We start from the raw sequence: 23,013 nt of genomic DNA, 5'->3' as shown, positions 1-23,013 counted from the left end.
GGGCGCAGGATCCGGAGCCGCTCAAGGTATTCAACTGCCCCCTGTTTGGCGGGCAGACCAATGGACGCGGCCACAAGCCAAGCCGTTCAGCTCCTGCTTGGTACGCTTCGAGGGGCCAGTCTGGAGCCGATGCACAGCCCCAGCGGCTGGCGGCGCAGCCGAAACAAGGGTCACTGCCTGGCCAGATCGTCGATCCCCGGATCAGCTCCCGGCCAGCGGCATATATACACATGAGGCAGTCGATGGATACGAGGGGTTATTGCTGAGTGAATCGCCCCGCAACATGGCGGGGCGCTTGAGGCCGCCGGGAAAGCCGTCAATCAGCCCGGATAACGGTCAGCGGCACTGACCGTGCGACCCGCAGATGTCCTTCAAGATTGAGATGGAGGTGATCCCCGACATCGTAGTGCGCGCCGAGCCGCGACATGCATTCCGGATCCCGCACCAGCAGGTCGCTGTCAATCACGGCATCAAATTCTCCGCTGGTGCGCATCCAGTGATTCACGGCCTGCCGGACAACCTCTTTTTCTGGCTGATAGAAGCGCTCAATACCATACTCACCGGCTCCCCGCAGCGGCACCAGGGTGACGCCTGTCATGCGGATATGGTATTCCCGCGCCCTCTTCAGTAATTGCCGATAACCGTTGATCAGCACCGTTGCCGCCGGCACCGGACTATCCGGATCCAGTGCCGTGCCCGCCAACCCGATATCATTCAGCCCGACCTGCACGATACAGCCGGTGACACCGGGTTGCTGCAGCACATCACGCTCGAAACGCGACAGGCTGGCGATGCCGACGCCGTCTTTCAGCAACCGGGAACCCGACTGCCCGGCATTCACCACCGCAATATTGTCGGCAACAAGGCGCTCTGCCAAAAAATCTGTCCAACGGCCATAGGTGTCCATCTCCACGCCGTTGCCATCCACCATAGAATCACCGATGACGACCAGAGTGCGGCACGCGGATCCCGGCTGAACCTGGACGCTTTCAACCAGCAAACGGGAGCTGATTTTCTGACCGTCGCCGGCCTCTTCCCTGACGGCCTGATTACCCGGCTCAAGCAACGAAAAATGGCGGGCATCCCAGTGGAAGGTATTGACCGGCATCGGCTCCGGCAGATAGGTCCGCAGAGTGATCACCGATAACGAGGGAATATCCAATGGAATTTCATCACTGCACAGAGTCCCCCCCGCTGGAATTGTCGCGCCGGCTTGCCCATTAAAGGTGACAGCCAGTGCGCCGCACAGATCAGGCACGGAAATATGGCTCTCGCCTATGACCAGCGGCTGGGCGCCATAACGATTGGAAAAGATCAGTCGCAGCTTGTGGCCGCCCAGGCTGATGCGCAGTGACTGCCGGAGTGTCTGATCCCCATCAATGACCGCTATATCCGATGGAAACGGAAACGCCTCTCCCGATGCAGGCTGGGAGCTGGAAAGCCAGGTGCATATCCACCCGTCGCGCATTGGCGAGGCTGAAGGCACTGAATATGACATCAGAAATTCTCCTGAAAGAAACAACCGAGTTATTGCGCGACCGGCGGGGCCGTCATGGCATCGAAGCCTTGCATGGCGATATCCGTCATTGCCAGCAGACGCGCCCGGCTGACGCCATCCCGGGCCTGGATGGAGATCCCGTGAAACACGGTCGCCACATAATCCCCGAGCCCCTGTATATCGGTGCTTTCCGGCAGTTCGCCGGACTGAACGCCCTGCCGGATGCGCTCAATGATGCCCTCTATCCGCTCCCGGCGGTAACCGGCCAGCCATGCCATGATCTCTTCGTTATCACGGCCATAGTTGGTCAGCGACAGGACCACCATGCAGCCGTGAGGCCTATCGTCACGGGTGTAGGCTTCGACCGCGTTCACCAGCAGTTGCCTGACAGCCTGGCGGGTGTCCGGCTGTGACAGGGCGGCGTCAGCAAAAGCCCCCTCTTCGGCCAGATAAAGCGCTATCGCCTCACGGAAAAGATTTTCCTTTGAGCCGAAGGCGGCATAAATCCGGGCAGACGCAATCCCCAGTGCAGCCACCAGGTCAGACAGGGAAGTCCCTTGATAGCCACGCTGCCAGAACACCTCTTTTGCTATGCGCAACGCCTCTTCACGATCAAATTCTCTTGGTCTACCGGCCATAACACACTCTCCGCATCTGTCATTTCAGACCAAGGCTACCAGTTCATTGTCGACTAACAAAGAATTATTTTTTGGTGATTGACAAAGATTGAGACTCCCTCTTACCCTATTCGCTGTTGATCGACAAACAATAGCCATCCTCCCAGTTGGCAGACGCCTTGTCTATGGCCTTCTGCGGGGATTTTTTATAGGTAATTCAAACGGAAAGGGTATGAACACATTCTTCAGAGTATCTCTGGCGGCAGTCATGCTGTTCACATTGCAGGGCACTGCGGTCGCGGCAAACACACAACGCCCGGCAGTGACGTCAGTAACGGCGCAGGTCAGTGAAGCCGATTTTCAGCATCACTATGTCAAGGTGGCGGGGCAGAAGATCCATTATGTGACGGCGGGAAAGGGGGAGCCCGTGTTGCTCATCCCGGGCTGGCCGCAAACCTGGTATGCCTGGCGTCATGTGATGACCGGACTCGCCGCCGAAGGCTATATGGCGATAGCGGTTGATCCGCCGGGAACCGGTTATTCCGATCGACCGAGCACGGGTTATGATACCGGGGCTGTGGCGACCACATTGCACAATATGATGAATCAGCTCGGTCATAAGCAATATTCGGTTGTCGGTCACGACATCGGCATGTGGGTGGGTTATGCCCTGGCCAGTGACTATCCCGCAGACATCAAGAAAATCGCACTGACCGAAGCGGTTATTCCGGGCCTGGCGCCGGCACCGTCCATCTTCGTCGATCCCCAGGACAATATTTTCCTCTGGCACTTCATGTTTAATCAGGTACAGGACTTGCCGGAAATGCTGACGGCCGGCAAAGAGCGGGAATATCTGAATTTCATTTTTGATCGCTGGTCCTATCGTCGTGATCGCGTCGCCGCACAAACCTATATAGATGCTTATTCCTCCCCTGGCGGATTGCGGGCAGGCTTCGCGTATTACCGGGCGATTCCGCAAACCATTGCACAAAATAAACAGCGGGCAGAGAAAAAACTGCTGATGCCGGTGCTGGCAATAGGTGCGGATCATGCCACCCGTGACGCCCCCCAGCAGACGATGCAGGGACGAGCGGTGAATTTGCAGGGCGCCATGCTCGGTGAATGCGGTCACTTCGTCACGGAGGAGTGCCCGGAACAGCTGATGACGGTATTGCTGCCGTTTTTGAAAAAATAAGTCCGCGCTCTTTTGCGGGTGATATCAAGACAGGCCCCCGACTCGGGGGCCTTCTTCTTTATGCCCGACATAAGCAGCTCGCGAGTCTTGGTTTCACACCGGCTCAGCGTAGCGCAGTTGGCTCTCGGCACTCACCCGATCTCGGTTGCGCCGCAATCGACCGAAGATGATTGGCAGTTTCAGACATCATCAGGACGGACTCAGCCATGTCGAAGGGGCAGGCCCCGGCATAGCATTGGGGGTATCAAGTCACAGGAGACCAGCCATGTATATCCATCACGTCGCCATCTGGGCGCAGGATCTGGAGGCACTCAAGGCATTCTACTGCACCCTGTTTGGCGGGCAGGCCTATGAGCGCTACCACAACCCGACCAAACAGTTTTCCTCCTACTTCGTGCACTTCGAGGGGGGCGCCAGCCTGGAGCTGATGCACACCCCCACCCTGTTTCCGGCAGATCTCAGTCTGCCGCACCCGCTGCAGGGGCTGGCCCATATCGCCTTCTCCCTCGGCAGCGCAGAGGCGGTGGACAAGATGACCGCCCGCCTCAAGCTGCTCAAGGGCGCCGAGGTGAAACACCTGGACGGCCCCCGCTGGACCGGCGACGGCTATTACGAGAGCACCTTCCTGGATCCCGAAGGCAACCGGCTGGAATTGACCATCTAATGGCTAAATGATCCCCTCACCCTCTCTCCCAACGGGAGAGGGGATAAAGCAGCAGCGAGATATGATCGCCAGTCACGAGAATTAAATTAACGAAGCGTAAGCGGAGGTGGTAAAGGCGAACTTTACCCCCTTCTCCCCTTGCGGGAGAAGGGTTGGGGATGAGGGGTTGGAAAAAGAGATCACATGGAAAACATTGGGCCTCGCTACGCTCAACCACAACCGGCACAATCGGTAGGTTGGTGCTGAACCTGAGAAGCCCAATATACGAGATAAACTACAAGCAATGAAAAAATCAGAATGGAATATCATCATCCCATAAATAGAATTTATTTCTAACGTCTGATATTTCATTTCTAATTTTTTCTATTTCATCAACCTTATTATCGCTTAGGATTTTATTTTCTATTGAGTTCAATAGTTTATCAAGGTTTGTCACAACCTTCCTAATATAATCTCGCTGTTCTGAATCCTGTGCAGACAAGTTTTTATTGGCATCTTCCAATTGTCTAATAGATAGACTCATTTTATTGTTTTCAGAACGAAATTCCTTCGATCTAAGTTCGAAATCAGAAAGCAATTTTGAATATTTTCCCTTAAGATTTATTATTTCACGGATGAGTTCTAATTTTTGCTCTGCCCATAAATCTAGTTCCTTGTCCTTTAACTTAACAACATATTCATCTGTTGACTCAATTTTTGCACTCACTGTTTCCTTTCTCCTAAGAAAGGCATCTTTCTGTGCTTTATTGCTATTTTCATCTCTTACTTTATCAATGCAATTATCATGTATAAAACTGTAGACCGCATTTAAAATAGGAAGTAATACTAAATACCCAATAGATACTAAAAATGGAATTACCAGATCGTCTGTAAAGACCCAGTTTTTATTCTTTATAATGTCAAGCTTTCCTTGGTTGCCTTCCAATATAAACCTAGCCACCCCATTTATATTCAAAAACATCCAAGACAAGACGAAAGCACCGACAATAGGATTATTTAGTCTAGATGTGGCATTATCTTTCAATGACTTAAGTAAATCCTTCATCAATAACCTCTAATCAGAATCAATTTATGATAATACGTAGCAAACTTCTTTTCCCATAGAGGTAAATCCTTTACCACCGTCCAATTGCTCACTCCCCCAACCTCTCCGCCAATCCGGAATAACGTTCGGTCTTTTTCCGCACCGCTTGTGCCAGCAGGGCGCGATCGCCGTAGAGATCGAGGCGGGCCTTGGCGCGGGTGATGCCGGTATAGACCAGCTCTCGGGTCAGCAATGGGCTTGGGCTGTCCGGCAGCACCAGCACGGTATGGGCAAACTCAGAGCCCTGGGATTTGTGGATGGTCATGGCGTAGACCGTCTCATGGGGCGGCAACCGGCTGGGCAACAGGGCCCGCAGGGTGCCATCCGGCTGCTCGAACCATACCTTGAGGCGGCCGGTTTCGTCCGGCAGGCAGAGCCCCATATCGCCGTTGTAGAGGCCGATGCCGTGATCGTTGCGCACCACCATCACAGGGCGGCCCGCATACCAGTCGCCGTCGCGGGCGATGAGCCCGGCCCGTGACAGGGCCAGTTCGAGCCGCTCGTTGAGCCCCTCGACGCCGAAGGGGCCGTCCCGCAGGGCACAGAGGATCTGGAAGCCGTTGAACGCCTTGAACACGGCGGTGGGTTCCTCCCCCGCGCGGGCCGCCTTCAGATAGCTGCCGTAACCGGCGACCCCCTTTGCAATCAGCTCGTCGTAGGCCTCCCCAGCCCAGGGATGCAGGCTGATGTCCTTGAATCCTGCACTCCAGACAGCTTCCACCGCCGCGGCATCGCCACCGTTGCAGGCCCGCGCCAGCTGGCCTATGCCGGAGTGCTGATCGAAGCGCCAGCTCTTGGCCAGCAAACAGAGGCTGTCGCGCACCGGGGCGCCTGCGGGCGAGCCCTGCAGGCGGTAGCCGGTCTGACGGGAGAGCCACTGCGCCTGCGCCGGGCTGATACCCTGTTCGATAAAGCTGCAGATATCCCCGAGCACGGCCCCCGCCTCCACCGAGGCGAGCTGATCCTTGTCGCCGAGCAGGATGAGGCGGGCGTGGCTTGGCAGCGCGTCCAGCAGGCGCGCCATCATGGGCAAGTCCACCATGGAGGCCTCGTCCACCACCAGCAGGTCGAGGTGCAGCGGGTTGCCTGCGTGGTGGCGGAACTGGCTGCGCCCGGGGATCACCCCGAGCAGCCGGTGCAATGTGCCCGCCTCGGTGGGGATGGCCTGGGCCCACTCCGGGGGCAGATCCAGCGCCTGCAGGGCAGAACCGATACTCTCGGTGAGGCGCGCCGCCGCCTTGCCGGTGGGGGCCACCAGCCGGATCGCCGGGGCCTTGCCCGATTGCAGGCCGGTCTCCACCAGGATGGCCAGGAGCTTGGCAACCGTGGTGGTCTTGCCGGTGCCGGGGCCGCCGGAGATGACCGCGAAGGGGCGCGCCGCCGCGGTGGCCGCCGCCAGCTTCTGGCCGTTGCAGCAGAGCGCCTCGGGCACCAGCGCATCCAGCGGGCTCAGCTCGCTGGCAGCCTGCGCGCTGGCCAGCAATGCCTCGATGGCGGGCCAATCCACTTCGCTCGGGAACACCAGATCCAGGTACTTCTCGATAAAGTGGCGAGCCGAGAAGTCGGGGGTAAGGCGGGCTTTGAGCAGCGCATCGAACACAAGCCCGTAGTCGCGGGCAAACAGCCGCGACAGGGCCGGGGCTATCTCCGGCCATTCGGCTCTTTCACTCAAGGCGCGCAGATGGCGGGCCACCCCCAGCTCAAAGTCATGGTAGCGGGTGAGGTAGAGGCGATCGCGCCAGAGCCGCAGCGGCCAGCGCGGGGCCTCCCCCTCATCTTGCTCGGTGCCAACCAAGGGGCTTGCCGCAAACAGGGCCGGCCAGCTCGCAGGATCCGCGAGATCGGCCAGCAGATCCCGGCTCTGATCCGGATCCAGCCCGAACGGGCGCAGGGAACCGGCCGTTAGCATTTCAAGGGGCAGGCAGACATGGCCGCGCCCCAGCTCATAGCAGGCGAGCGCCGCCCCCAGCACCAGCTCGGGGCCGCCGCCCAGATCGGCCACCAGCTTGGCAAATTGCAGATCCAGCTGGCGGATACGCCCCGCCAGCGCCAGGGCTTTCAGCCGTTCGATCATCCCGTCGCACTTCATCTCGCCCATCATGCCTCTGCCTTGTTTGATTTTTCTAAACGATGATCGTCAGGCGTCACACCTTCACTAAACAACTTGTCGAGCCCCAGCACCAGTTCACGGCTCGGGCGGGTATGGAATACCCCCCCCTGCGGCATGCCGCGCAGGAACAGGTAGAAGACACCGCCAAAGTGCCGCTCAAAGTCGTAGCCCGGCAGCCGCAAGCCGAGCAGCCGGTGCAGCGCCAGGGAATAGAGCTGGTATTGCAGGTCGTAGCGGTGTTCCGCCATCGCCTGCTCCAGCGCCGGACGGCTGTAGTCGGCGGGGCTCATGCCGAGGTGATTGGATTTGTAGTCGAGCAGATACCAGCGCCCCTGCCACTCGAACACCAGGTCGATAAAGCCCTTGAGCATCCCCTGCACGGCGGCGAAGCCGAGCGGCTTGTTGCCCCGCGACAGGGGGTCGTGCTGCTGGCAGAGCGCAGTCAGCGCCGGTGCCGTCACCCGACCCATGGGCAGGAAGAACTCCAGCTCCACCTGCTTGCGCCCGGGCGCCAGATCCCGCAACCGCACCGGCTCGCCAAGGCCGGTCTCAAGGGGAGTCTCCAGCACAGCCTCCACCTGCTGTTGCAACACGGGGGCCCAGCTCTCGTCGAAACCATCTTGCGCCAGCAGGCCAGCGATATGCTGCGCCAGCGGCTCGCCCGCCGCGCTCTCGAAGTCTATGGTCTCGAACAGGCTGTGCAGCAATGTGCCGGGGCGCGCCCCCTTCGGGAAGGTGAAGATGGAGGGCTGGGGCGCCTCCTCCGGTTGCTCGGAAGCCAATGCAGCCGCCTCGGTCACTACCTCGTCATCGAAGCCGGGGTTCGCCAGGACCCCCTTGCCGTGGCCGTTCCCCTGGGCCGCCAGCCCGGAGTAGGAGCTGATCCACCAGTCCCGCTCCAGCCGACCGCTAAAGTGGCGCACCTGGGGCTCCCCCAGCTGCTCCTCTTCTTGCGGCAGCGGGGCCGGACGGGTGAGCGAGGGCTCACCGACCGCCACCCCGGGCAGCGCCTGGGCAAGCTCGGTGAGGGCGGTCGCCAGGGTCTCGGCATCCCCCTCTTCCCCCTTTTGCAGCAGGTAGCCGATGGCGGTCTGGTGCAGCTCTGTCTTCTCCGACTTGCCGTTGCCCGAGCGCACCGGGGCCAGCCCCAGCCAGGTGGCGTAGACACCCCGGGTCAGGGCCACGTAGAGCAGCCGCAAGTCTTCGGCGAGGCGCTCCTTGTCTGCTTCCGCCAAGGACCCCTCGGCGCCGGTCAGATCGAGAATGGTGCGATTGCCCCCCTCGTCAGCCTCGTGATAGAGCGGGGTCTCGGCGGTTCTGTGGCTGCAGATGAAGGGCAGGAACACCAGGGGGTACTCCAGCCCCTTGGATTTGTGGATGGTGACGATCTGCACCAATTTGCGCTCGGATTCGAGGCGAAGTACCTGCTCCGCATCCTGGCCGCTCGGGCGGCTCACCGCCTCCCCCAGCCAGCGCAGCAGGGCATATTCCCCGTCCAGCTCGCTGCTCACCTGTTGCAGCAGCTCGCCGAGATGGAGGAAGTTGGTCAGCCGCCGCTCGCCATAGGGGCTCGCCAGCAGGGAGGAGGCGAGATTGCGCCTGTGCAGCAGGGCCCGCAGCATGGCCAGCACACCGCGGCGATGCCAGATCGATCGGTACTCCATAAACTCCTGCACCGCGCTCTCCCAGGCCCGCTCGTCCGAGGCCAGGGCGTCGAGCGCCCTGGCATCCAGATCAAACAGGCCGGTGGCGAGCGCCGCCCTAAGGCTGCGCTCTTCGCTCGGGTTCTGGCAGGCGTGCAGGATCAGCAATATCTCCCGCGCCTCCACCTGCTCCAGCACGCTCTCGCGGTTCGACAGATAGACGGAGGCGATGGCGAGGCGCGCCAGCTCCTGCTGCACCAGCTTGCCCTCGGCGCCGGTGCGCACCAGCACGGCGATATCCCCGGCCTTCACCGCCTGATCACCGATCAATGCCTTGCCCTCCCGGGCCAGGGTCAGCAGGCGGTGGATCTCGGCGGCGGTGGCACGGGCCATCTTGCTCTGGTAATCCCCCCGATTGAAGGTGGGCTGGCCGGTCAGCTGCCAGCAGTGGAGCACGGGCGCGGTGGCGCCCTCCAGCAGCAGCGCCTTGCTCTTGCCCTGGGCCTCCACCGGCAGGAAGGGGATATCCGCCTCGTAGATAAAGGGATCCCTGGCCCGCTCGAACAGGCCGTTGACCGCCCCCACCAGCGCGCCGCTGGAGCGCCAGTTGCGCCCCAGGGTGTAGTGGGCGCTCACATTTCGCCGCGCCTGTATGTAGGTAAAGATGTCGGCGCCGCGAAAGCCGTAGATGGCCTGCTTGGGGTCACCGATCATCAATAGCGCCGTGTCTGTGTGGCCGCCGTAGAGGCGATGGAAGATGCGGTACTGCTGGGGGTCGGTATCCTGGAATTCATCGATCATCGCCACCCGGTAGGTGGCGCGAATGCGCTCGCAGAGTCGTTCGCCAAGGCTGGAGCCAAGCGCTCCGTCGAGGTCTTTGAGCAGGTCATCGAACGAGAGCTGATGAGCCTGCCGCTTGCTGGCCTGCATCCGGCTGCGCACCACCTTGGCGGCCCGTTGCAGAATAAGGTCGCGAATACCGGGGCGGCTCGCCAGCAGCTGGTCGATCTGGCTGAACAGCGGCAGGGTCGGTAACGCCTTCCCCTTGCTCAGCTTGGCCTCCAGGGTTTCCTGGCCGAAGCGCTCGAGATCCTTGGGCAGGGTATAACCGCTGGTCGGATCCTGGGCCCAGTCGCCGATCTTGGCGAGCCAGCCTTCGTAGTTCTTGCCGGTATAGAGCTTGATTTGCCCCTCTGTCTGGCGGCGGATCTCGTCCGTCTGCGCCAGCCAGGCATCTTTCACCGCCCCGATGCGGGCCATGGCAGCCTGATGGCGGGCGGCGAGAGTCTCATCCCCCAAGGCGGGGTGGATCTCCAGCTCGCTGTTGTCGAGCCAGCCGTTCATCTCCCGCAGCAGGGCGGCGGGGCTCGGCCAGAGCGCGCGCACCGAGCTCGCCAGGGTCTTGTCCACCGGATAGAACTCGGCACGCCAGTAGTCACTCACCGCCTGCAGCCTGAGCTGGCTGTCGTCGGTCAAAAATTCGGTCTCGAAGAGGGCGCCCGACTCGAAGGCGTTCTGCTTGAGCATCCGCTGGCAGAAGCCGTGGATGGTGAAGACAGCCGCCTCGTCCATCTGCCGTTCGGCGGCCAGCAGGCGGCGGGCCGCCAGTTCATGATCCTCCACCTCTGCCAACAATTGGGCCAGCAGGGTGTCACTGCTATGGCCGCGCATAAAAGCGAGGCGCGCCTCGTGGATGCGGCCGCGGATCCGCCCCCGCAGCTCGGCGGTGGCCGCCTCGGTAAAGGTCACCACCAGGATCTCGGTCACCGAGAGGGGGCGCTCGTGGGCGCTCGGCTGACCAGCATCGGCACCCTCTTCGATGAGCGGGCCGTGGCCCAGCAGCAGGCGCAGGTAGAGACCGGCTATGGTGTAGGTCTTGCCGGTACCGGCGGAGGCTTCGATCAGTCGTTCACCATGGAGGGGAAAACGCAATGTATTGAGCGGGTTAGCCATTATTTCAGCTCCTCCAGGGTCTTGAGCAGCGGGGTCAGGTGTCCGCGGGCCAGGGCCTGCAGCTGGTCCAGCACGGCGTCATCCAGCTCGGGGAAGCAGCGGGCGACATAAGGGTCTTGCCCCTCCCCCGTCACCATGTAGCCGCCGTTGAAGCGGGTGAGGGCAGCCTTGTCGGCCGCCTCCGGCTTGTCCGGATCCTTCTCCATCGCCTTGAGCCACTCCCAGGCGGTGTTGGGGAAAAACGGCAGCGGTCGCTTCATCCCCTGGGCCCAGCACGCCACCAGGGCCGCCAGCCTGGGGCGCGCCTCGTCGGCAGAGAGCGCAGGCAACCGCAGACTCTGTTTGGCGTCGAACAGCAGGGTGTCGCCGGGGGCGCAGCTCAATGAGAGACAGAGGTGCTGAACCCAACCCAGCAGCAGATCCTTGCCGTTGAAGCTGCCGGGTTTGACCACCAGCGCTCGCCCCTTCTGGGTGTCGATCCACCCTTGCAGCTGGCCCTGAGTCAGGGAGATATCGATCTCCACCGCCTGCTTTTCATCCTCATCAGCCGCAACCCAGGGGCGCAGCCGATCCGCCAGCTTGCCCATCTCGGCATCCAGATCGTCCAGCAGCAGGCTGCCGAACCACCCTTGCGGCAACAGTCCGGTGAGCTGCAACCGCTCGCGACGCACTGTGCTGTCACCTTCCGCCAGATGAGCATCTAGCAGCAGATCTTTCAGCTGATAATGTTGCAGGCCATCCAGCTCGAACGGCTCGCTATCCTCGATATTGGCTTCGTTCAGCTCAAACCACACCTTGAGGCGACGGTTGAGGAAATATTTGGTGGGCTGTCGATAGAAGCGCAGCAGCTCCGCCAGCTCCAGGCCTTGCTCTTTGCCCCATTCGGGGGGTAAAGGCAGCTCGCCGCTCTGGAAGTTGGCGGCGCCACGCACCGGATTGAGGGCGGGCAGCCAGTCGGCGGCATAGGTGAAGAGGCGCGAACCCGCCTGCGGATAGAAGTAGTTGCGGCTGTAGGGGGTGAGCGGGTGCGCCACCATCAGGTGCTGAAGCAGCCGCCGGCCTGAGGTTTCGTCATCGAGGCTCTCATCCCCCGCCAGCACGAAGCCCTGCCGCACATAGTCGATCAGCTCCGCCAACAGTACCGACGGCACCTTGTCGCTGTTGTCCTGGGCGCTGAAGCCCTGATAGCTGATATAGAGCCCCTGCTGGGCACTGAGCAGCGCCTCGAGGAAGAGGTAGCGGTCATCATCGCGGCGGGAGCGATCCCCGCGCCGCGACGCCACCGCCATCAGATCGAACCCCATGGGGGCCAGGGTGCGTGGGTAGACGCCGTCGTTCATGCCGAGCAGGCAGACCTGCTTGAAGGGGATGGAGCGCATCGGCATCAGGGTACAGAAGTTGACCTGACCGGCGAGGAAGCGCTGGCTGGAGCGGGACTCTCCCAGCACGCTGCCGAGATAATCCTGCAGCAGGGAGGCCGAGATGGGCTGCTCGAAGCGGGCCTCGCCGAGCTGGGTCTGCCACTCGGCCAACTGGCTGCGAATGAGCTGCAGCTGACGCTCTTCCTCCTCGTCGGCCAGATAGAAGCGCTCCAGCAGCGCCAGCAGGCAGGCGTGCCACTCCGTCAGCGGCTGCGCCTGTTGCAGCCGGGGCAGGAATTCGGCCAGCGAATCGACGAACCAGGCGAGCTTGCCGAGCGCCAGACCCTGCTGACCTTCGATATCTGCATAGGGCAGGATGCCCGCCACCGGCTCGCCATCCCCCATGGCAAAACCGAGCAGCATGCGGCGCAGGCCAAACAGCCAGCTGTTGCCGGACATGGGCGGCAGATCGAAGCGCTCGGGGTAGCCGTCGTCCAGCCCCCAGCGGATGCCGGTCTCCTGCACCCAGACCCGCAGCTGGTTGAACTCGTCGTCATCCAGCTCGAAGCGGCGCAGCACGGCGGGTACCTCGAGGATGGCGAGCAGCTCCCCCGCCCCGAAGCGGGCGTTGGGCAGCCTGAGCAGGGCGAGGAAGCTTTGCAGTAGCGGGCTCTCCTGACTCGCCGCCCGATCCGACACCGCAAAAGGGATCTGGCCCCGCGCCCCAAACACCGCCTGAATGTAGGGGCCGTAGCTGTTCACATCCGGCATCATCACCACCACGTCTTTCGGGGTGAGGGACGAGTCCTGCTCGAACAGCGCCAGCAGCCGGTCGTGCAGCACTTCAAGCTCCCGCATCGGGCCGTGACAGGCGTGGATCTGCAAGGATCCATCCGCCGGGCTGATGGGGCTCTTGTGGTGGCTGGCGTCGAGACTGAACTCACCGGCGCCTCGCTCGGCAAGCTCCAGCACATCCTTCTGGATGGCGTACAGCAGGCTGACATTGCCTTCGGCATCCACCTCGTCGATGTCGACGAAGGCCTCGATTTGCGGCACCTCCAGCTCCATCAGCTGATGCAGGTAGTCGCGCCCCAGCTTGCCCATGGAGGCGAGTAGCGGATTGGCGGGGCCCTGCAGGGTCTCGATGTCGGTGCCGGGCTTGAGCTTGTTCTCCAGCCGCGCCAGGGTCTTGCGATCGAGCAGATCCCCCCAGTAGTAGCGGCAGGGGTTGGTGACGAAGAGGTGCACCTCCACCTCCGGCCGACTGCCGAGGGCCAGCAGCGCCTCCACATAGCGCGGCGGCAGCGCCGAGATACCGAACACGAAGACCCGTTGCGGCAGCTTGCCCGGCAGATCGGCGGTACGCTCCAGCTCGTGGATAAACTCCTCGTAGAGGTTGGCTCTGTGGTAACCGCTGGGAGAGAGCGCCAGGGTGCGGGCCACCAGCTCGCGCCACAGCTCCGGCTGCCAATCCTGACCGCTCACCCCGGCCAGTTCGAGCCCCAATCCCTCCCCCTCTTCCCAGCGGGCGATCCAGTCAGGCCGGTAGACCAGATACTGGTCGAACAGATCCGCCACCTTCTGGCAGAGCTGCCAGAGCCGCACTTGCTCGGGATCCTGGGCAGGATCCTCCTCATCCCCGCCCAGATAGGCGGCCAGCGGCGCGAAGGCGGGCCTGCCGAGCAGGGCGGGCAAGATGGTCATCAGCTGCCAGCTCATGGAGCCCTTGTTGTAGGGACTCTGGCGCGGCACGTCCGCCAGCACCTGGGTGAACATCTCCCAGATAAAGCTGGCGGGCAGCGGAAAGTCGATATTGGCGGCGATGCCGAAGGCCTTGGCCAGCTCCAGCTTGAGCCACTGGGCCATGCCGGGACTCTGCACCAGGATCTGCTCGTGCTCGAAGGGGTGAGAGAGGGGCGCCTGCCGGATGCGGCTCACCAGCAGCTCCTTGAGCAGATCCAGCTGATTGGAGTGGTAGAGGGTAAACATGGACGACTCCCGCCAATTTCATGAAGAGGGGTGCGCGCCGGAAAAGGCGAGCCATTTCCGTCACTTCACACGAAATGGGATTGTCGGGGATCGGGGGATAAGATGCAAAAGGCGCTTGCCGTCACTGGGCGGGCCTCGTCACAGTACCGGCATTCGCCCCCTGGCGGGCATAAAAAAGCCGGTGCAGCTGCACCGGCCAAAAGGCGTTGGAAAACTTGAACTATCAGGGTATTACCAGCACTTGCCGAGGCGGGCATCCAGGCTGAAGGCGCCAGGACCGGCTGCCGCCAGGGCCAGGAAACCACCGGCCACAGACAGGTTCTTCATGAACATCAGCATCTGCATCTGTTCGGCAGGCTGATAGTGGAAGATGAAGGCGGCCATCAGGGTGAAGCCGGCCAGCAGCACCGAGAGGCTGCGGGTAAAGAGACCCAGCACTATGGCAAGACCGCCACCCAGCTCCAGCAGGATCACCAGGGGCAGCATGAACCCGGGCACGCCCATGGCTTCCATGTAACCCTGGGTACCGGCGTAACCGCCGATCTTGCCCCAGCCTGCCATCACGAACATCAGCGCCAGCAAAATACGACCCGCCAGCAGTGCAACATCTTTCATCTTGTCCATCGTCAGATTCCTTTGATTACCCATCTTGGTAATAAACAGTGTAAGAGCTAATTGTTAACTCATTCTTTTCGCCGTGATTTATCTATCAGGGCAAGTCAAACAGCAGGGCTTCACTCCCCTCGGAGGCGGTGAGCGTCCAGGACGCCTCATCGCGACTGAGCAGGCCGTCGCCGGGTCGGGCAGCCAGACCGTTGCCAGTCAGCTCCCCTGAAATCATATGCAGGTAACCATGACGCCCTTGCAATGCCCATTCGAGGGTTTCCCCTGCGGCAAGTTGCAGTCGCCAGATGCGGGCCTGCTGGCGGATCCTGAAGGATCCATCCTCCCCATCCGGTGACGCGACCAGCGTCAGCCCCGGCTGGGTGGCTATCTTCTTCTGCTGATAACCCGGGGTAGTGCCCACTTCGTTCGGCTCTATCCAGATCTGCAGCAGGGAGAGGGGCTCGGTCTGCGAGGGGTTGTACTCGCTGTGCCGGATGCCGGACCCTGCGCTCATCAGCTGGAAATCCCCCGCCGGGATCTGCTCGGCATGGCCGAGGCTGTCCCTGTGCTCTATGGTGCCGCTCAGCACGCAGGTGAGGATCTCCATGTTGGCATGAGGGTGGGTAGCGAAACCGCCACCCGGCGACACCAGATCCTGGTTGATGACCCGCAGGACGGAGTGCCCCATCCAGTCCGGGTCATAGTAGTGACCGAACGAGAAGCTGTGGCGTGCATCCAGCCAGCCGAAGTTGGCATGACCCCGTTCTGCTGCGGCTCTCAATTTCATCATGGTGTGCTCCTCCAATACCTTGAAACGGTTGATTAGCGCTGGCGACCGTCACCCAGACCGAACGGGATGCGGTAGCTGCTGCTCTCGCTGCCCAGGCTGACCGTCAGGTTGCCCTGGGTGCGGCTCGGGATCTTGACCTGCTGGGTGCCCATCAGGCTGGCGTGAACCGATGCCAGCAGATCGCCAGACTCATCGCGCACCTCCAGCATGGGGTTGGACTTGCCAGCCATGGCGGCGGTCGCGTTCCAGTTCACGAACAGCACGCCAGGGGCGGCATTGATGTCGGCCGGTACGGCAGCCTGGGCGAAACCTGCGGTCATCAGGCCTGCAACGGCCAGCATCTTGATTACGTTTTTCATGTTCATTCACTCTCTTGGTTTTTATGTCATTGCCAAGGCCGGTCTGGCCCGAATCAATGCATCCATGCAAGAGGTTATTCAAATAGTGTGTTGTTCTTTCACCTACAGCAGACATCGTTCTGTGTGATGTCTCAGCCTGGAACTACCTTTTATTTGGCCGCTTGGCCTTCCTGCCTAAGCGTTGATTGAATATTAAAGTCACTTGCCCTAAGTTGTTAGCGAGATAATCTGGCAAACATGTTCAAAAAAATTGAAGGTTAGATATGACCAAGGAATCGAACAAGGAGCGGGCGCTGACCCTGGAGGCGATCCGGGTGCTGGACGCCATAGACCGCCGTGGCAGCTTCGCGGCGGCCGCCGACGAGCTGGGCAAGGTGCCCTCGGCGCTGAGCTACACGGTACAGAAGCTGGAAGACGAGCTGGACGCCATGCTGTTTGATCGCAGCGGCCACAGAACCAAATTCACCCCGGCCGGGCGCATGCTGCTGGAGCAGGGTCGTCTGCTGCTGGAGGCCGCCGAGCATCTGGTGGGAGAGACCCGGGCCCTGGCCCGGGGCTGGGAGACCGACATCACCATAGCCGTCGATGCCCTGGTGCCGCTGCAGGCGCTCTACCCCCTGGTGGAGCGGCTGGCCGAGCTGACGGATACCCGGCTGCGGTTGCGGGCCGAGGTGCTGGCGGGCAGCTGGGAGTGTCTGGAGGATGGCCGCGCCGACCTGCTCATCTCCTCCCTCAATCCCGACATCACCCTGACCGGCATCAAGCACCAGCCCTTGCAGGAGGAGGTGATGCTCTACGTCGCCCACCCGGATCACCCCCTGCACCTGGAGCCCGAGCCCCTGGCGGACGAGACCCTGCGCCGCTACCGCGCCATCGCCATCGCCGACACGGCGCGGCGCAAGCCCGCCCTCACCTATCGCCTGCTGGACAAGCAGCCGCGCCTGACCGTCAGTACCATGGGGGAGAAGCGCGATGCCCTGCTGGCGGGCATTGGTGTCGGCACCATGCCCCTGAGCTGGATAGAAGAGGACATCAAGGCGGGCCGCCTCAAGGTGATCGGCCCCGAATATCGCCATCAGGTGCAGGTCGTGCTGGCGTGGCGGCGCGATACCATGGGCAAGGCCAAGAGCTGGCTGGTGCGGGAGATCCCCAAGCTGTTCCCCTGCAAGGGGGAATAGCCCTCGGGAGGGCGGCGCAGGAGGTGCCAAAAAATGCGCCCCTTTCTTGACGGCGGGCTCAAATTCGGAGAAAAGAAAAAAAGCGGACCTCTTGCGAGTTCCGCTCAATGCCAGGAAAGAATAAAACCTTGCGGTTAAAAAAACCCTTAAATTGGAAGCAAACAATCGTTTTCTCAACCAGGAAGGTATTGAATCCGATTCGTGTTGGATTATGTGCGATGTAATATGCATCACCAGCAAAATGTTGGAAGGTTGAAGGATATGCACCACCGAGTGTCATTATCTGCCACCTTGCACCACAACTGGTCAGGCCATTTCAGCCGTTATCACCGGATTACTCTCCTCTGGTTTTTCTAGGTGTCAAAAATTGAGCCCGATACAGATAAATGACTCACTTTCTGGCACGACTAAAAATGCAGATAAAGGAATAGTTGCATGACCTACAGCCAGACCCTGGCCAACCACATTCTCGACACCCTGAAGAAGACCCTGACCGACAAGGGGATCCGCTATCAGACCCTGGCGGAAGCCATGGGGGTCTCCATCGCCACCGTGAAGCGGATGATGAACAAGCCCTCCCTGCCGTTCGATACCCTGCTGGAGATCTGTCATCTGGTGGGACTCTCGTTCGAGGAGCTGCTGGATCGCACCCAGGACGCCCAGAGCCGCCGCGCCGTCTTCACCCAGGAGCAGGACGAGGCGTTTCACAAGGAGCCGGGGCTCTACGCCTTCCTCGCCAACATCTTCTGGCGCGACAAGACGTTGATCGATCTCAAGCGGGAATACGGCCTGACCGACGCCTCCTGCTACCTCTATCTGCGCAAGCTGGAGAAGCTCGGCATCTTGCAGCTCGGCATCGACAACAGCTACCACTTCCTCATCAGCGAGCGGATCAGCTTCGAGCAGCACAGCCGCTTCGCCCGCCAGCAGGCACGCCAGGCCATGTCGGTGCTGGGGGACTATCTGGTGGAGAACATGCACAAGTCGAACAACTATATGGCGCTGTGCCAGCTCCACCTGGACGAGAGCGAGGCCATGGCTCTGATCGATCGCATGAAGGAGTACTGGCATCAGGAGCTCAAGCTCAACCGCCCCGCCATAGGCCAGCGGGAGGGCAGCAAGACCTACACCATGTCGCTGCAACTGGCGGACTGCGGCTACCAGAGCTTCGACGACCTTATCCCCAATATCGACAACTGATCCCGGCGGATCCTGCGGGATCCGTCCGTTTTCGCTGGCTCGGCCGTTAGCCTGACATCGGCCATTCAGACCCTCTTGCCGCCTCCGGATGCAGCGCCCCTTAATCTGCGGGCTGCTGAACCTTCTGCGATCTGCCCAAGTCCTGCTGCAGCGCCCGCGTATCCAGACAGATGCGGATCGCCACTGTGCCCGACAGTGCTCTGGATAGTCCCTAATCGGCGAGCCGGGTTTGTTGCAGCTTGCCAGCGAGCGGCTGCAATGCTCGCGTATCGAGGCAGATGCGGATGGCATCCGGCCGCCAGTGTTCGATGTCGCAATCCACCAGACCGCCCCGCTCGTCATAGTTAACCCGCACCAGCCGCAGCACGGCGCTCCCCTGGGCCAGATTGAGGGCGCGGGCTATCTCTCCCCGGGCCGCCGAGGGGGTGATCTCGAGACTCGCCCCACCCTGGTCTATGCCATAGCGCTGCTGATAGAGCTCGGTAAGGGAGCTGGCCAGCAGCGCGCTGGCGATATCGGGAAAGCGGCTCGCCAGCAGGTGATGGCTGACGTGGAGCACAGGGCGGCCGTCGATAAGGCGCAGGCGGCGGATCTCGTAGAGCGGGGTGAAGGGTTCCAGCCCCATCCGGCTGCACAGTTCGCTGCTGGCAAGCGCACTGCCGTGGGCCAGCACCCGGGTTTCGGCGGTGCGCTGCTGCTCGCCGATCCACTGGTGAAAGTGGGTGTGGATGGCGGGGTCATAGGTGAGTCTTGGCGGCGCCACGAACCAGCCGCGCCGCTCGGCCCGGTAGATGAGGCCATCCGCCTCCAGGCTGGAGAGCGCCTCCTTGATGGTGATGCGGGTGGTGGCAAAGCGCTCGCTCAGGGCCCGTTCGGCGGGCAGTTGCTGCCCGGCCCCCAGCTGGCCGCTGCCGATATAGCGGCGCAGGGTCCGGCAAATCTGTTCGCACTTGGAGGGGTTGCGGCCATCGGTCAGCCCCTGTTCACTCAATCGCTCTGTCACTGTCACATCCCTGTCGGTCATTCCGGTGTGCGCCCCCTGGAGTAGACCAGCGGCTGTCGACCCCGAGTTGTAACCGCCCCTGATGACAGCGCCATGACAGGGCGATTGTCACGAAAACGCCATCAAAGCGCCCCGCCACCGTCATATTTCCCCTCTAGCATCCCTCTCGAACCTTAACTGACCTAGTCCAGAGGGATGGGATGATGAAAAGCGTGATCGCAAGTGCACTGGCCCTGGTGGCCATCAGTCAGCCACTGTTTGCCGCCGAGAATATCGCGGATCTCGAAAAGGCCGCTCGCGGCGAAGGACAGCTCCACAGCATCGGCATGCCCGACAGCTGGGCCAACTGGAAGGATACCTGGCAGCAGCTCGGCAGCATCTACGGCATCAAGCATCAGGATACCGACATGAGCTCGGCGCAGGAGATCGCCAAGTTTGCCGCCGAGAAGGCCAACGCCACCGCCGACATCGGCGACGTGGGCGGCGCCTTCGGTCCGGTGGCGGTCAAGCAGGGGGTCACCCAGCCCTACAAACCCTCCACCTGGGCCGATATTCCCAACTGGGCCAAGGATGCGGACGGTCACTGGATGCTGGCCTATACCGGCACCATCGCCTTCCTGATCAACAAGGATCTGGTCAAGGCGGCCCCCACCAGCTGGCAGTCCCTGCTGGGTGGCGACTACAAGGTGACCCTGGGTGACGTGGGCGTGGCCTCCCAGGCCAACAACGGCGTGCTGGCGGCGGCCTATGCCACCGGCGGCAGCGAGAAGAACCTCAAGCCTGCGCTGGAGCTGTTCGGCCAGCTGGCCAAGCAGGGTCGCCTCTCCCTGAACGATCCGACCATCGCCAATATCGAGAAGGGCGAAGTGGAAGTGGGTGTGCTGTGGGACTTCAACGCCCTGAACTACCGCGACCAGATCGACCCCAAGAAGTTTGACGTGGTGATCCCGAGCGACGGCTCCGTCATCGCCGGCTACACCACCATCATCAACAAGTGGGCCAAGAACCCCAACGCCGCCAAGCTGGCGCGGGAATACATCCTCTCCGATGCCGGTCAAATCAACCTGGCCCGTGGTTACGCCCGCCCCATCCGCAGCAATGTGACCCTGCCGGATGACGTCAAGGCCAAGCTGCTGCCGGCCGAGCAGTACGCCAACGCCAAGCCGGTGCAGGATCACGCCGCCTGGGAGCAGAGCTCCAAGGCCCTGCCGCGCCAGTGGCAGGAAACCGTCATGATCAACATGCAGTAAGGAGCGGCCAGTGCAACACAAGGTGATAGTGGTACTTGTGGATGGCCTCTCTGCCGAGGTAGCCCATTGCATGGGCTACCTTTTCGGCATGGTGGAGGCGGGGCGCGGCCTGCATACGACCCTGAATTCTGCCCTGCCCTCTCTCTCCCGACCCCTCTACGAGTGCATCCTGACCGGCGTGCCGCCGGTGGCGAGCGGCATCACTCACAACGGGGTGAGTCGCCTGAGCCAGCATGAATCCATCTTCCATCTGGCCCGTGCCGCAGGCAAACGCACCGCAGCGGCGGCCTATTACTGGGTGAGCGAGCTTTATAACCAGAGCCCCTGGCTGGCGGCCCGGGATCGCTTTACTCACGACGAGCAGCTGCCCATTCAGCACGGCTGCTTCTACTGGGATGACGCCTACCCCGACAGCCATCTGCTGATGGATGGCGAGTGGCTGCGCAGCCAGTACGACCCCGATTTTCTGTTGATCCACCCGATGGGGGTGGATGACGCGGGCCACAGGTTCGGCCTCGACTCCCGTCAGTACCGCAATCAGGCGCGCCGGATGGACAGCCTGCTGGCCGATCTGCTGCCCCAGTGGCTGGCAGAGGGGTATCAGGTGGTGATCACCTCGGATCACGGCATGAACAACGATCTCAGCCATGGCGGCACCCTGGCCCAGGAGCGCACCGTGCCGCTCTGGCTGTTTGGCGATGCCTTCGTCGAGCGCTGGCCGGATGGGGTGGCGATCGCCCAGACCCAGCTCTGCGCCCTGATGGCGGATCTGCTGGGAGTTCCCCACGACAAGCCGGCAGCCCCCCCGCTGCTCAAGGCGGCCTTTATGCGCGAGGTGCACTGATGATGCCTGCCACCACCGAGATCCTCGCGGATCAACAGATGAAGCCACGCCGGGTGCGCCGCCACTGGCTGCCGGCCCTGGTGCTGCTGCCCTTTGTCCTCTTGATGATCCTGTTCCAGCTCGCCCCCATGGTGTGGGTGCTGGTGGGCAGCGTCCAGACCCCCGATGGCTGGGGTCTCGACCACTACCGGGAGATTTTGAGCTCCCCCTTCTATCTGCAATCCTTCGGCAACTCGCTGCGCATCGCCGGCATCGCCAGCCTGGCGGGGCTCGCCATCGGCACGCTCGGGGCGGCCGCGCTGCGCCACAGCGGAGAGCGGGTGAAACGGCTGCTGCTGGCCTTCGTCACCATGACCGGCAACTTCAGCGGGGTGCCGCTGGCGTTCGCCTTTATCATCATTCTTGGCATCAATGGCGCCGTGACCCTGCTGCTGAAATCCTGGGGCCTCATCGACGGCTTCAACCTCTACTCGGGCACCGGCCTCATCCTCATCTACACCTACTTCCAGATCCCGCTCGCCCTGCTGCTGCTCTATCCGGCGTTCGATGCGCTGCAGGATGAGTGGCCCCAGGCCGCCGCCCTGCTCGGGGCGAGCAAAGGGCAGTATGTGTGGCACGTGGCGCTGCCGGTGCTCACTCCTGCGCTGCTCGGCACCCTGATCATCCTGTTTGCCAACGCGGTGGGGGCCTATGCCTCTGCCTATGCCCTCACCACCGGCAACTTCAACCTGGTGACCATCCGGGTGGCGAGCCTGGTCTCCGGCGATATCTTCCTCGAGCCCAATATGGCGGCGGCGCTGGCGGTGATCCTGATGGTGCTGCTGGGGGTGGTGACAGCCGCCAACCAGTGGTTGCTGAAAAAGAGCTATGTGAACAAGGGGCAATCCCATGCATGATTTGACGCCGCGCTGGCCGCGCTGGGTGCTGGGGGCGCTGGTCGCCACCCTGCTGCTGCCGCTGCTGGCCACCTTTCTCTACTCCATCTCCACCCGCTGGGGGGCGACCCTGCTGCCGGACGGCTTCACCCTCGACTGGTATCTCAAACTCTGGGGCGATCCGCGCTTTCTCGCAGCCTTTGGCCGCAGCCTGCTGGTCTGCCTCGCCACCCTGCTGCTGGGCACGCTGGTGCTGGTGCCGACCGTGCTGGTGGTGGCCTACTACTTCCCCAAACTGGATCCCTGGATGAACCTGTTGATCCTGCTCCCCTTCGCGGTGCCGCCCGTGGTCTCCTCTGTGGGCTTGCTGCAGATCTACGCCGACGGCGTCCTGCCCATCATCGGCACCCCGTGGATCCTGATCGGCACCTGGTTCACAGTGGTGTTGCCCTTCATGTACCGGGCGCTGGCCAACAGTCTGCAAGGGGTACCGCTGAAGGATCTGATGGATGCCGCCCACCTGCTGGGGGCAAGTAGTCGGCGCGCCTTCCTGCTGGTGGTGATTCCCTGCCTGCGCAAGGGGCTCTTGGCGGCGCTGTTTCTCTCCCTCTCCTTCCTGCTCGGCGAATTCGTGTTCGCCAACATGCTGGTGGGCACCCGCTACGAGACCCTGCAGGTCTACCTCTACAACATGAGGTCCACCTCGGGCCACTTCACCAGCGCCCTGGTGATGAGCTACTTCCTGCTGACCCTGCTGCTCACCTGGGCGGCCAACAGATTTCATCGGTGATCCA

Annotated in this window: 18 protein-coding genes; 8 read left to right on the top strand and 10 right to left on the bottom strand. The window is 61.8% G+C overall.

The features are described 5' to 3' along the window. Window positions 1–316: 316 nt before the first annotated feature. Both AC3WR3_RS18615 and AC3WR3_RS18610 read right to left on the bottom strand, forming a co-directional pair. Window positions 317–1,498 (bottom strand): SGNH/GDSL hydrolase family protein, encoded by a 1,182-nt coding sequence (locus tag AC3WR3_RS18615; RefSeq protein ID WP_492292831.1) that lies wholly within the window; start codon window positions 1,496–1,498, stop codon window positions 317–319. 29 nt (window positions 1,499–1,527) lie between these two features. Further along, on the bottom strand, window positions 1,528–2,136 hold the full coding sequence (locus tag AC3WR3_RS18610) for a TetR/AcrR family transcriptional regulator (RefSeq protein WP_492292829.1): 609 nt from the start codon (window positions 2,134–2,136) through the stop codon (window positions 1,528–1,530). A 211-nt stretch (window positions 2,137–2,347) separates the two neighbouring features. Between AC3WR3_RS18610 and AC3WR3_RS18605 the strand changes: the two genes are divergently transcribed. Together AC3WR3_RS18605 and AC3WR3_RS18600 are read left to right on the top strand one after the other, a co-directional pair. Continuing rightward, complete coding sequence (locus AC3WR3_RS18605) at window positions 2,348–3,310, top strand: alpha/beta fold hydrolase (RefSeq protein ID WP_492292827.1); 963 nt, start codon at window positions 2,348–2,350, stop codon at window positions 3,308–3,310. 265 nt (window positions 3,311–3,575) lie between these two features. Continuing rightward, window positions 3,576–3,974, top strand: coding sequence for a VOC family protein (locus AC3WR3_RS18600; protein ID WP_492292825.1), 399 nt, complete (start codon window positions 3,576–3,578; stop codon window positions 3,972–3,974). Window positions 3,975–4,266: 292 nt separating this feature from the next. Here AC3WR3_RS18600 and AC3WR3_RS18595 read toward each other — a convergent pair whose 3' ends face one another. The 7 genes from AC3WR3_RS18595 to AC3WR3_RS18565 all read right to left on the bottom strand — a co-directional run bounded on the left by AC3WR3_RS18595 (window position 4,267) and on the right by AC3WR3_RS18565 (window position 15,875). After that, window positions 4,267–5,019: a hypothetical protein gene (locus AC3WR3_RS18595; RefSeq protein WP_268423759.1), complete on the bottom strand. Its 753-nt coding sequence runs from the start codon at window positions 5,017–5,019 to the stop codon at window positions 4,267–4,269. Between the two features lie 88 nt (window positions 5,020–5,107). Further along, the gene (gene recD, locus AC3WR3_RS18590) at window positions 5,108–7,147 is read right to left on the bottom strand and encodes an exodeoxyribonuclease V subunit alpha (RefSeq protein ID WP_492292872.1); all 2,040 of its coding nucleotides are present in this window, start codon (window positions 7,145–7,147) and stop codon (window positions 5,108–5,110) included. A gap of 8 nt (window positions 7,148–7,155) precedes the next feature. Then, window positions 7,156–10,764, bottom strand: coding sequence for an exodeoxyribonuclease V subunit beta (gene recB / locus AC3WR3_RS18585; RefSeq protein ID WP_492292823.1), 3,609 nt, complete (start codon window positions 10,762–10,764; stop codon window positions 7,156–7,158). Then, window positions 10,764–14,114, bottom strand: a complete 3,351-nt coding sequence (gene recC / locus AC3WR3_RS18580; RefSeq protein ID WP_492292821.1) for an exodeoxyribonuclease V subunit gamma — start codon at window positions 14,112–14,114, stop codon at window positions 10,764–10,766. Before recC ends, recB begins: the two co-directional genes overlap by 1 nt. A gap of 231 nt (window positions 14,115–14,345) precedes the next feature. Next, the gene (locus AC3WR3_RS18575) at window positions 14,346–14,738 is read right to left on the bottom strand and encodes a DoxX family protein (protein WP_106885601.1); all 393 of its coding nucleotides are present in this window, start codon (window positions 14,736–14,738) and stop codon (window positions 14,346–14,348) included. Window positions 14,739–14,823: 85 nt separating this feature from the next. Beyond that, window positions 14,824–15,510: a pirin family protein gene (locus AC3WR3_RS18570; RefSeq protein WP_171272794.1), complete on the bottom strand. Its 687-nt coding sequence runs from the start codon at window positions 15,508–15,510 to the stop codon at window positions 14,824–14,826. Window positions 15,511–15,542: 32 nt separating this feature from the next. Then, window positions 15,543–15,875 carry a hypothetical protein gene (locus AC3WR3_RS18565; protein WP_202047548.1) on the bottom strand — a complete coding sequence of 111 codons (333 nt, stop codon included), beginning with the start codon at window positions 15,873–15,875 and terminating at the stop codon, window positions 15,543–15,545. A 257-nt stretch (window positions 15,876–16,132) separates the two neighbouring features. Between AC3WR3_RS18565 and AC3WR3_RS18560 the strand changes: the two genes are divergently transcribed. Together AC3WR3_RS18560 and AC3WR3_RS18555 are read left to right on the top strand one after the other, a co-directional pair. Beyond that, on the top strand, window positions 16,133–17,047 hold the full coding sequence (locus AC3WR3_RS18560; protein ID WP_492292818.1) for a LysR family transcriptional regulator: 915 nt from the start codon (window positions 16,133–16,135) through the stop codon (window positions 17,045–17,047). A gap of 435 nt (window positions 17,048–17,482) precedes the next feature. Then, the gene (locus AC3WR3_RS18555) at window positions 17,483–18,247 is read left to right on the top strand and encodes a helix-turn-helix domain-containing protein (RefSeq protein WP_005330085.1); all 765 of its coding nucleotides are present in this window, start codon (window positions 17,483–17,485) and stop codon (window positions 18,245–18,247) included. 211 nt (window positions 18,248–18,458) lie between these two features. Here AC3WR3_RS18555 and AC3WR3_RS18550 read toward each other — a convergent pair whose 3' ends face one another. Next, entirely contained in the window at window positions 18,459–19,271 is an 813-nt protein-coding gene (locus AC3WR3_RS18550; RefSeq protein ID WP_492292816.1) for a UTRA domain-containing protein, read from the bottom strand. A 182-nt stretch (window positions 19,272–19,453) separates the two neighbouring features. Between AC3WR3_RS18550 and AC3WR3_RS18545 the strand changes: the two genes are divergently transcribed. From AC3WR3_RS18545 to AC3WR3_RS18530, 4 genes are read left to right on the top strand one after another with little or no spacing between them, the layout of a single operon-like run. After that, window positions 19,454–20,500, top strand: coding sequence for an ABC transporter substrate-binding protein (locus tag AC3WR3_RS18545; protein WP_047440511.1), 1,047 nt, complete (start codon window positions 19,454–19,456; stop codon window positions 20,498–20,500). A 10-nt stretch (window positions 20,501–20,510) separates the two neighbouring features. Next, window positions 20,511–21,344, top strand: coding sequence for an alkaline phosphatase family protein (locus tag AC3WR3_RS18540; protein WP_492292814.1), 834 nt, complete (start codon window positions 20,511–20,513; stop codon window positions 21,342–21,344). Further along, complete coding sequence (locus tag AC3WR3_RS18535) at window positions 21,344–22,240, top strand: ABC transporter permease (RefSeq protein WP_492292812.1); 897 nt, start codon at window positions 21,344–21,346, stop codon at window positions 22,238–22,240. The genes AC3WR3_RS18540 and AC3WR3_RS18535 overlap by 1 nt, the downstream gene beginning before the upstream one ends. Beyond that, window positions 22,233–23,009, top strand: a complete 777-nt coding sequence (locus AC3WR3_RS18530; protein ID WP_492292810.1) for an ABC transporter permease — start codon at window positions 22,233–22,235, stop codon at window positions 23,007–23,009. The genes AC3WR3_RS18535 and AC3WR3_RS18530 overlap by 8 nt, the downstream gene beginning before the upstream one ends. Window positions 23,010–23,013: the final 4 nt, after the last annotated feature.

Source organism: Aeromonas sp. EU05-FHT14A05, assembly GCF_058791175.1.
The sequence above is the reverse complement of the archived record's forward strand: the minus strand, read 5'-3'. Positions and strand labels throughout refer to the sequence as shown.

Excerpts from the sequence above, each read along its gene's own strand:
- AC3WR3_RS18615 (WP_492292831.1), bottom strand. The coding sequence starts at position 1,498 with ATGTCATATTCAGTGCCTTCAGCCTCGCCAATGCGCGACGGGTGGATA.
- AC3WR3_RS18610 (WP_492292829.1), bottom strand. The coding sequence starts at position 2,136 with ATGGCCGGTAGACCAAGAGAATTTGATCGTGAAGAGGCGTTGCGCATA.
- AC3WR3_RS18605 (WP_492292827.1), top strand. The coding sequence starts at position 2,348 with ATGAACACATTCTTCAGAGTATCTCTGGCGGCAGTCATGCTGTTCACA.
- AC3WR3_RS18600 (WP_492292825.1), top strand. The coding sequence starts at position 3,576 with ATGTATATCCATCACGTCGCCATCTGGGCGCAGGATCTGGAGGCACTC.
- AC3WR3_RS18595 (WP_268423759.1), bottom strand. The coding sequence starts at position 5,019 with ATGAAGGATTTACTTAAGTCATTGAAAGATAATGCCACATCTAGACTA.
- recD (WP_492292872.1), bottom strand. The coding sequence starts at position 7,147 with ATGAAGTGCGACGGGATGATCGAACGGCTGAAAGCCCTGGCGCTGGCG.
- recB (WP_492292823.1), bottom strand. The coding sequence starts at position 10,764 with ATGGCTAACCCGCTCAATACATTGCGTTTTCCCCTCCATGGTGAACGA.
- recC (WP_492292821.1), bottom strand. The coding sequence starts at position 14,114 with ATGTTTACCCTCTACCACTCCAATCAGCTGGATCTGCTCAAGGAGCTG.
- AC3WR3_RS18575 (WP_106885601.1), bottom strand. The coding sequence starts at position 14,738 with ATGGACAAGATGAAAGATGTTGCACTGCTGGCGGGTCGTATTTTGCTG.
- AC3WR3_RS18570 (WP_171272794.1), bottom strand. The coding sequence starts at position 15,510 with ATGATGAAATTGAGAGCCGCAGCAGAACGGGGTCATGCCAACTTCGGC.
- AC3WR3_RS18565 (WP_202047548.1), bottom strand. The coding sequence starts at position 15,875 with ATGAACATGAAAAACGTAATCAAGATGCTGGCCGTTGCAGGCCTGATG.
- AC3WR3_RS18560 (WP_492292818.1), top strand. The coding sequence starts at position 16,133 with ATGACCAAGGAATCGAACAAGGAGCGGGCGCTGACCCTGGAGGCGATC.
- AC3WR3_RS18555 (WP_005330085.1), top strand. The coding sequence starts at position 17,483 with ATGACCTACAGCCAGACCCTGGCCAACCACATTCTCGACACCCTGAAG.
- AC3WR3_RS18550 (WP_492292816.1), bottom strand. The coding sequence starts at position 19,271 with ATGACCGACAGGGATGTGACAGTGACAGAGCGATTGAGTGAACAGGGG.
- AC3WR3_RS18545 (WP_047440511.1), top strand. The coding sequence starts at position 19,454 with ATGAAAAGCGTGATCGCAAGTGCACTGGCCCTGGTGGCCATCAGTCAG.
- AC3WR3_RS18535 (WP_492292812.1), top strand. The coding sequence starts at position 21,344 with ATGATGCCTGCCACCACCGAGATCCTCGCGGATCAACAGATGAAGCCA.
- AC3WR3_RS18530 (WP_492292810.1), top strand. The coding sequence starts at position 22,233 with ATGCATGATTTGACGCCGCGCTGGCCGCGCTGGGTGCTGGGGGCGCTG.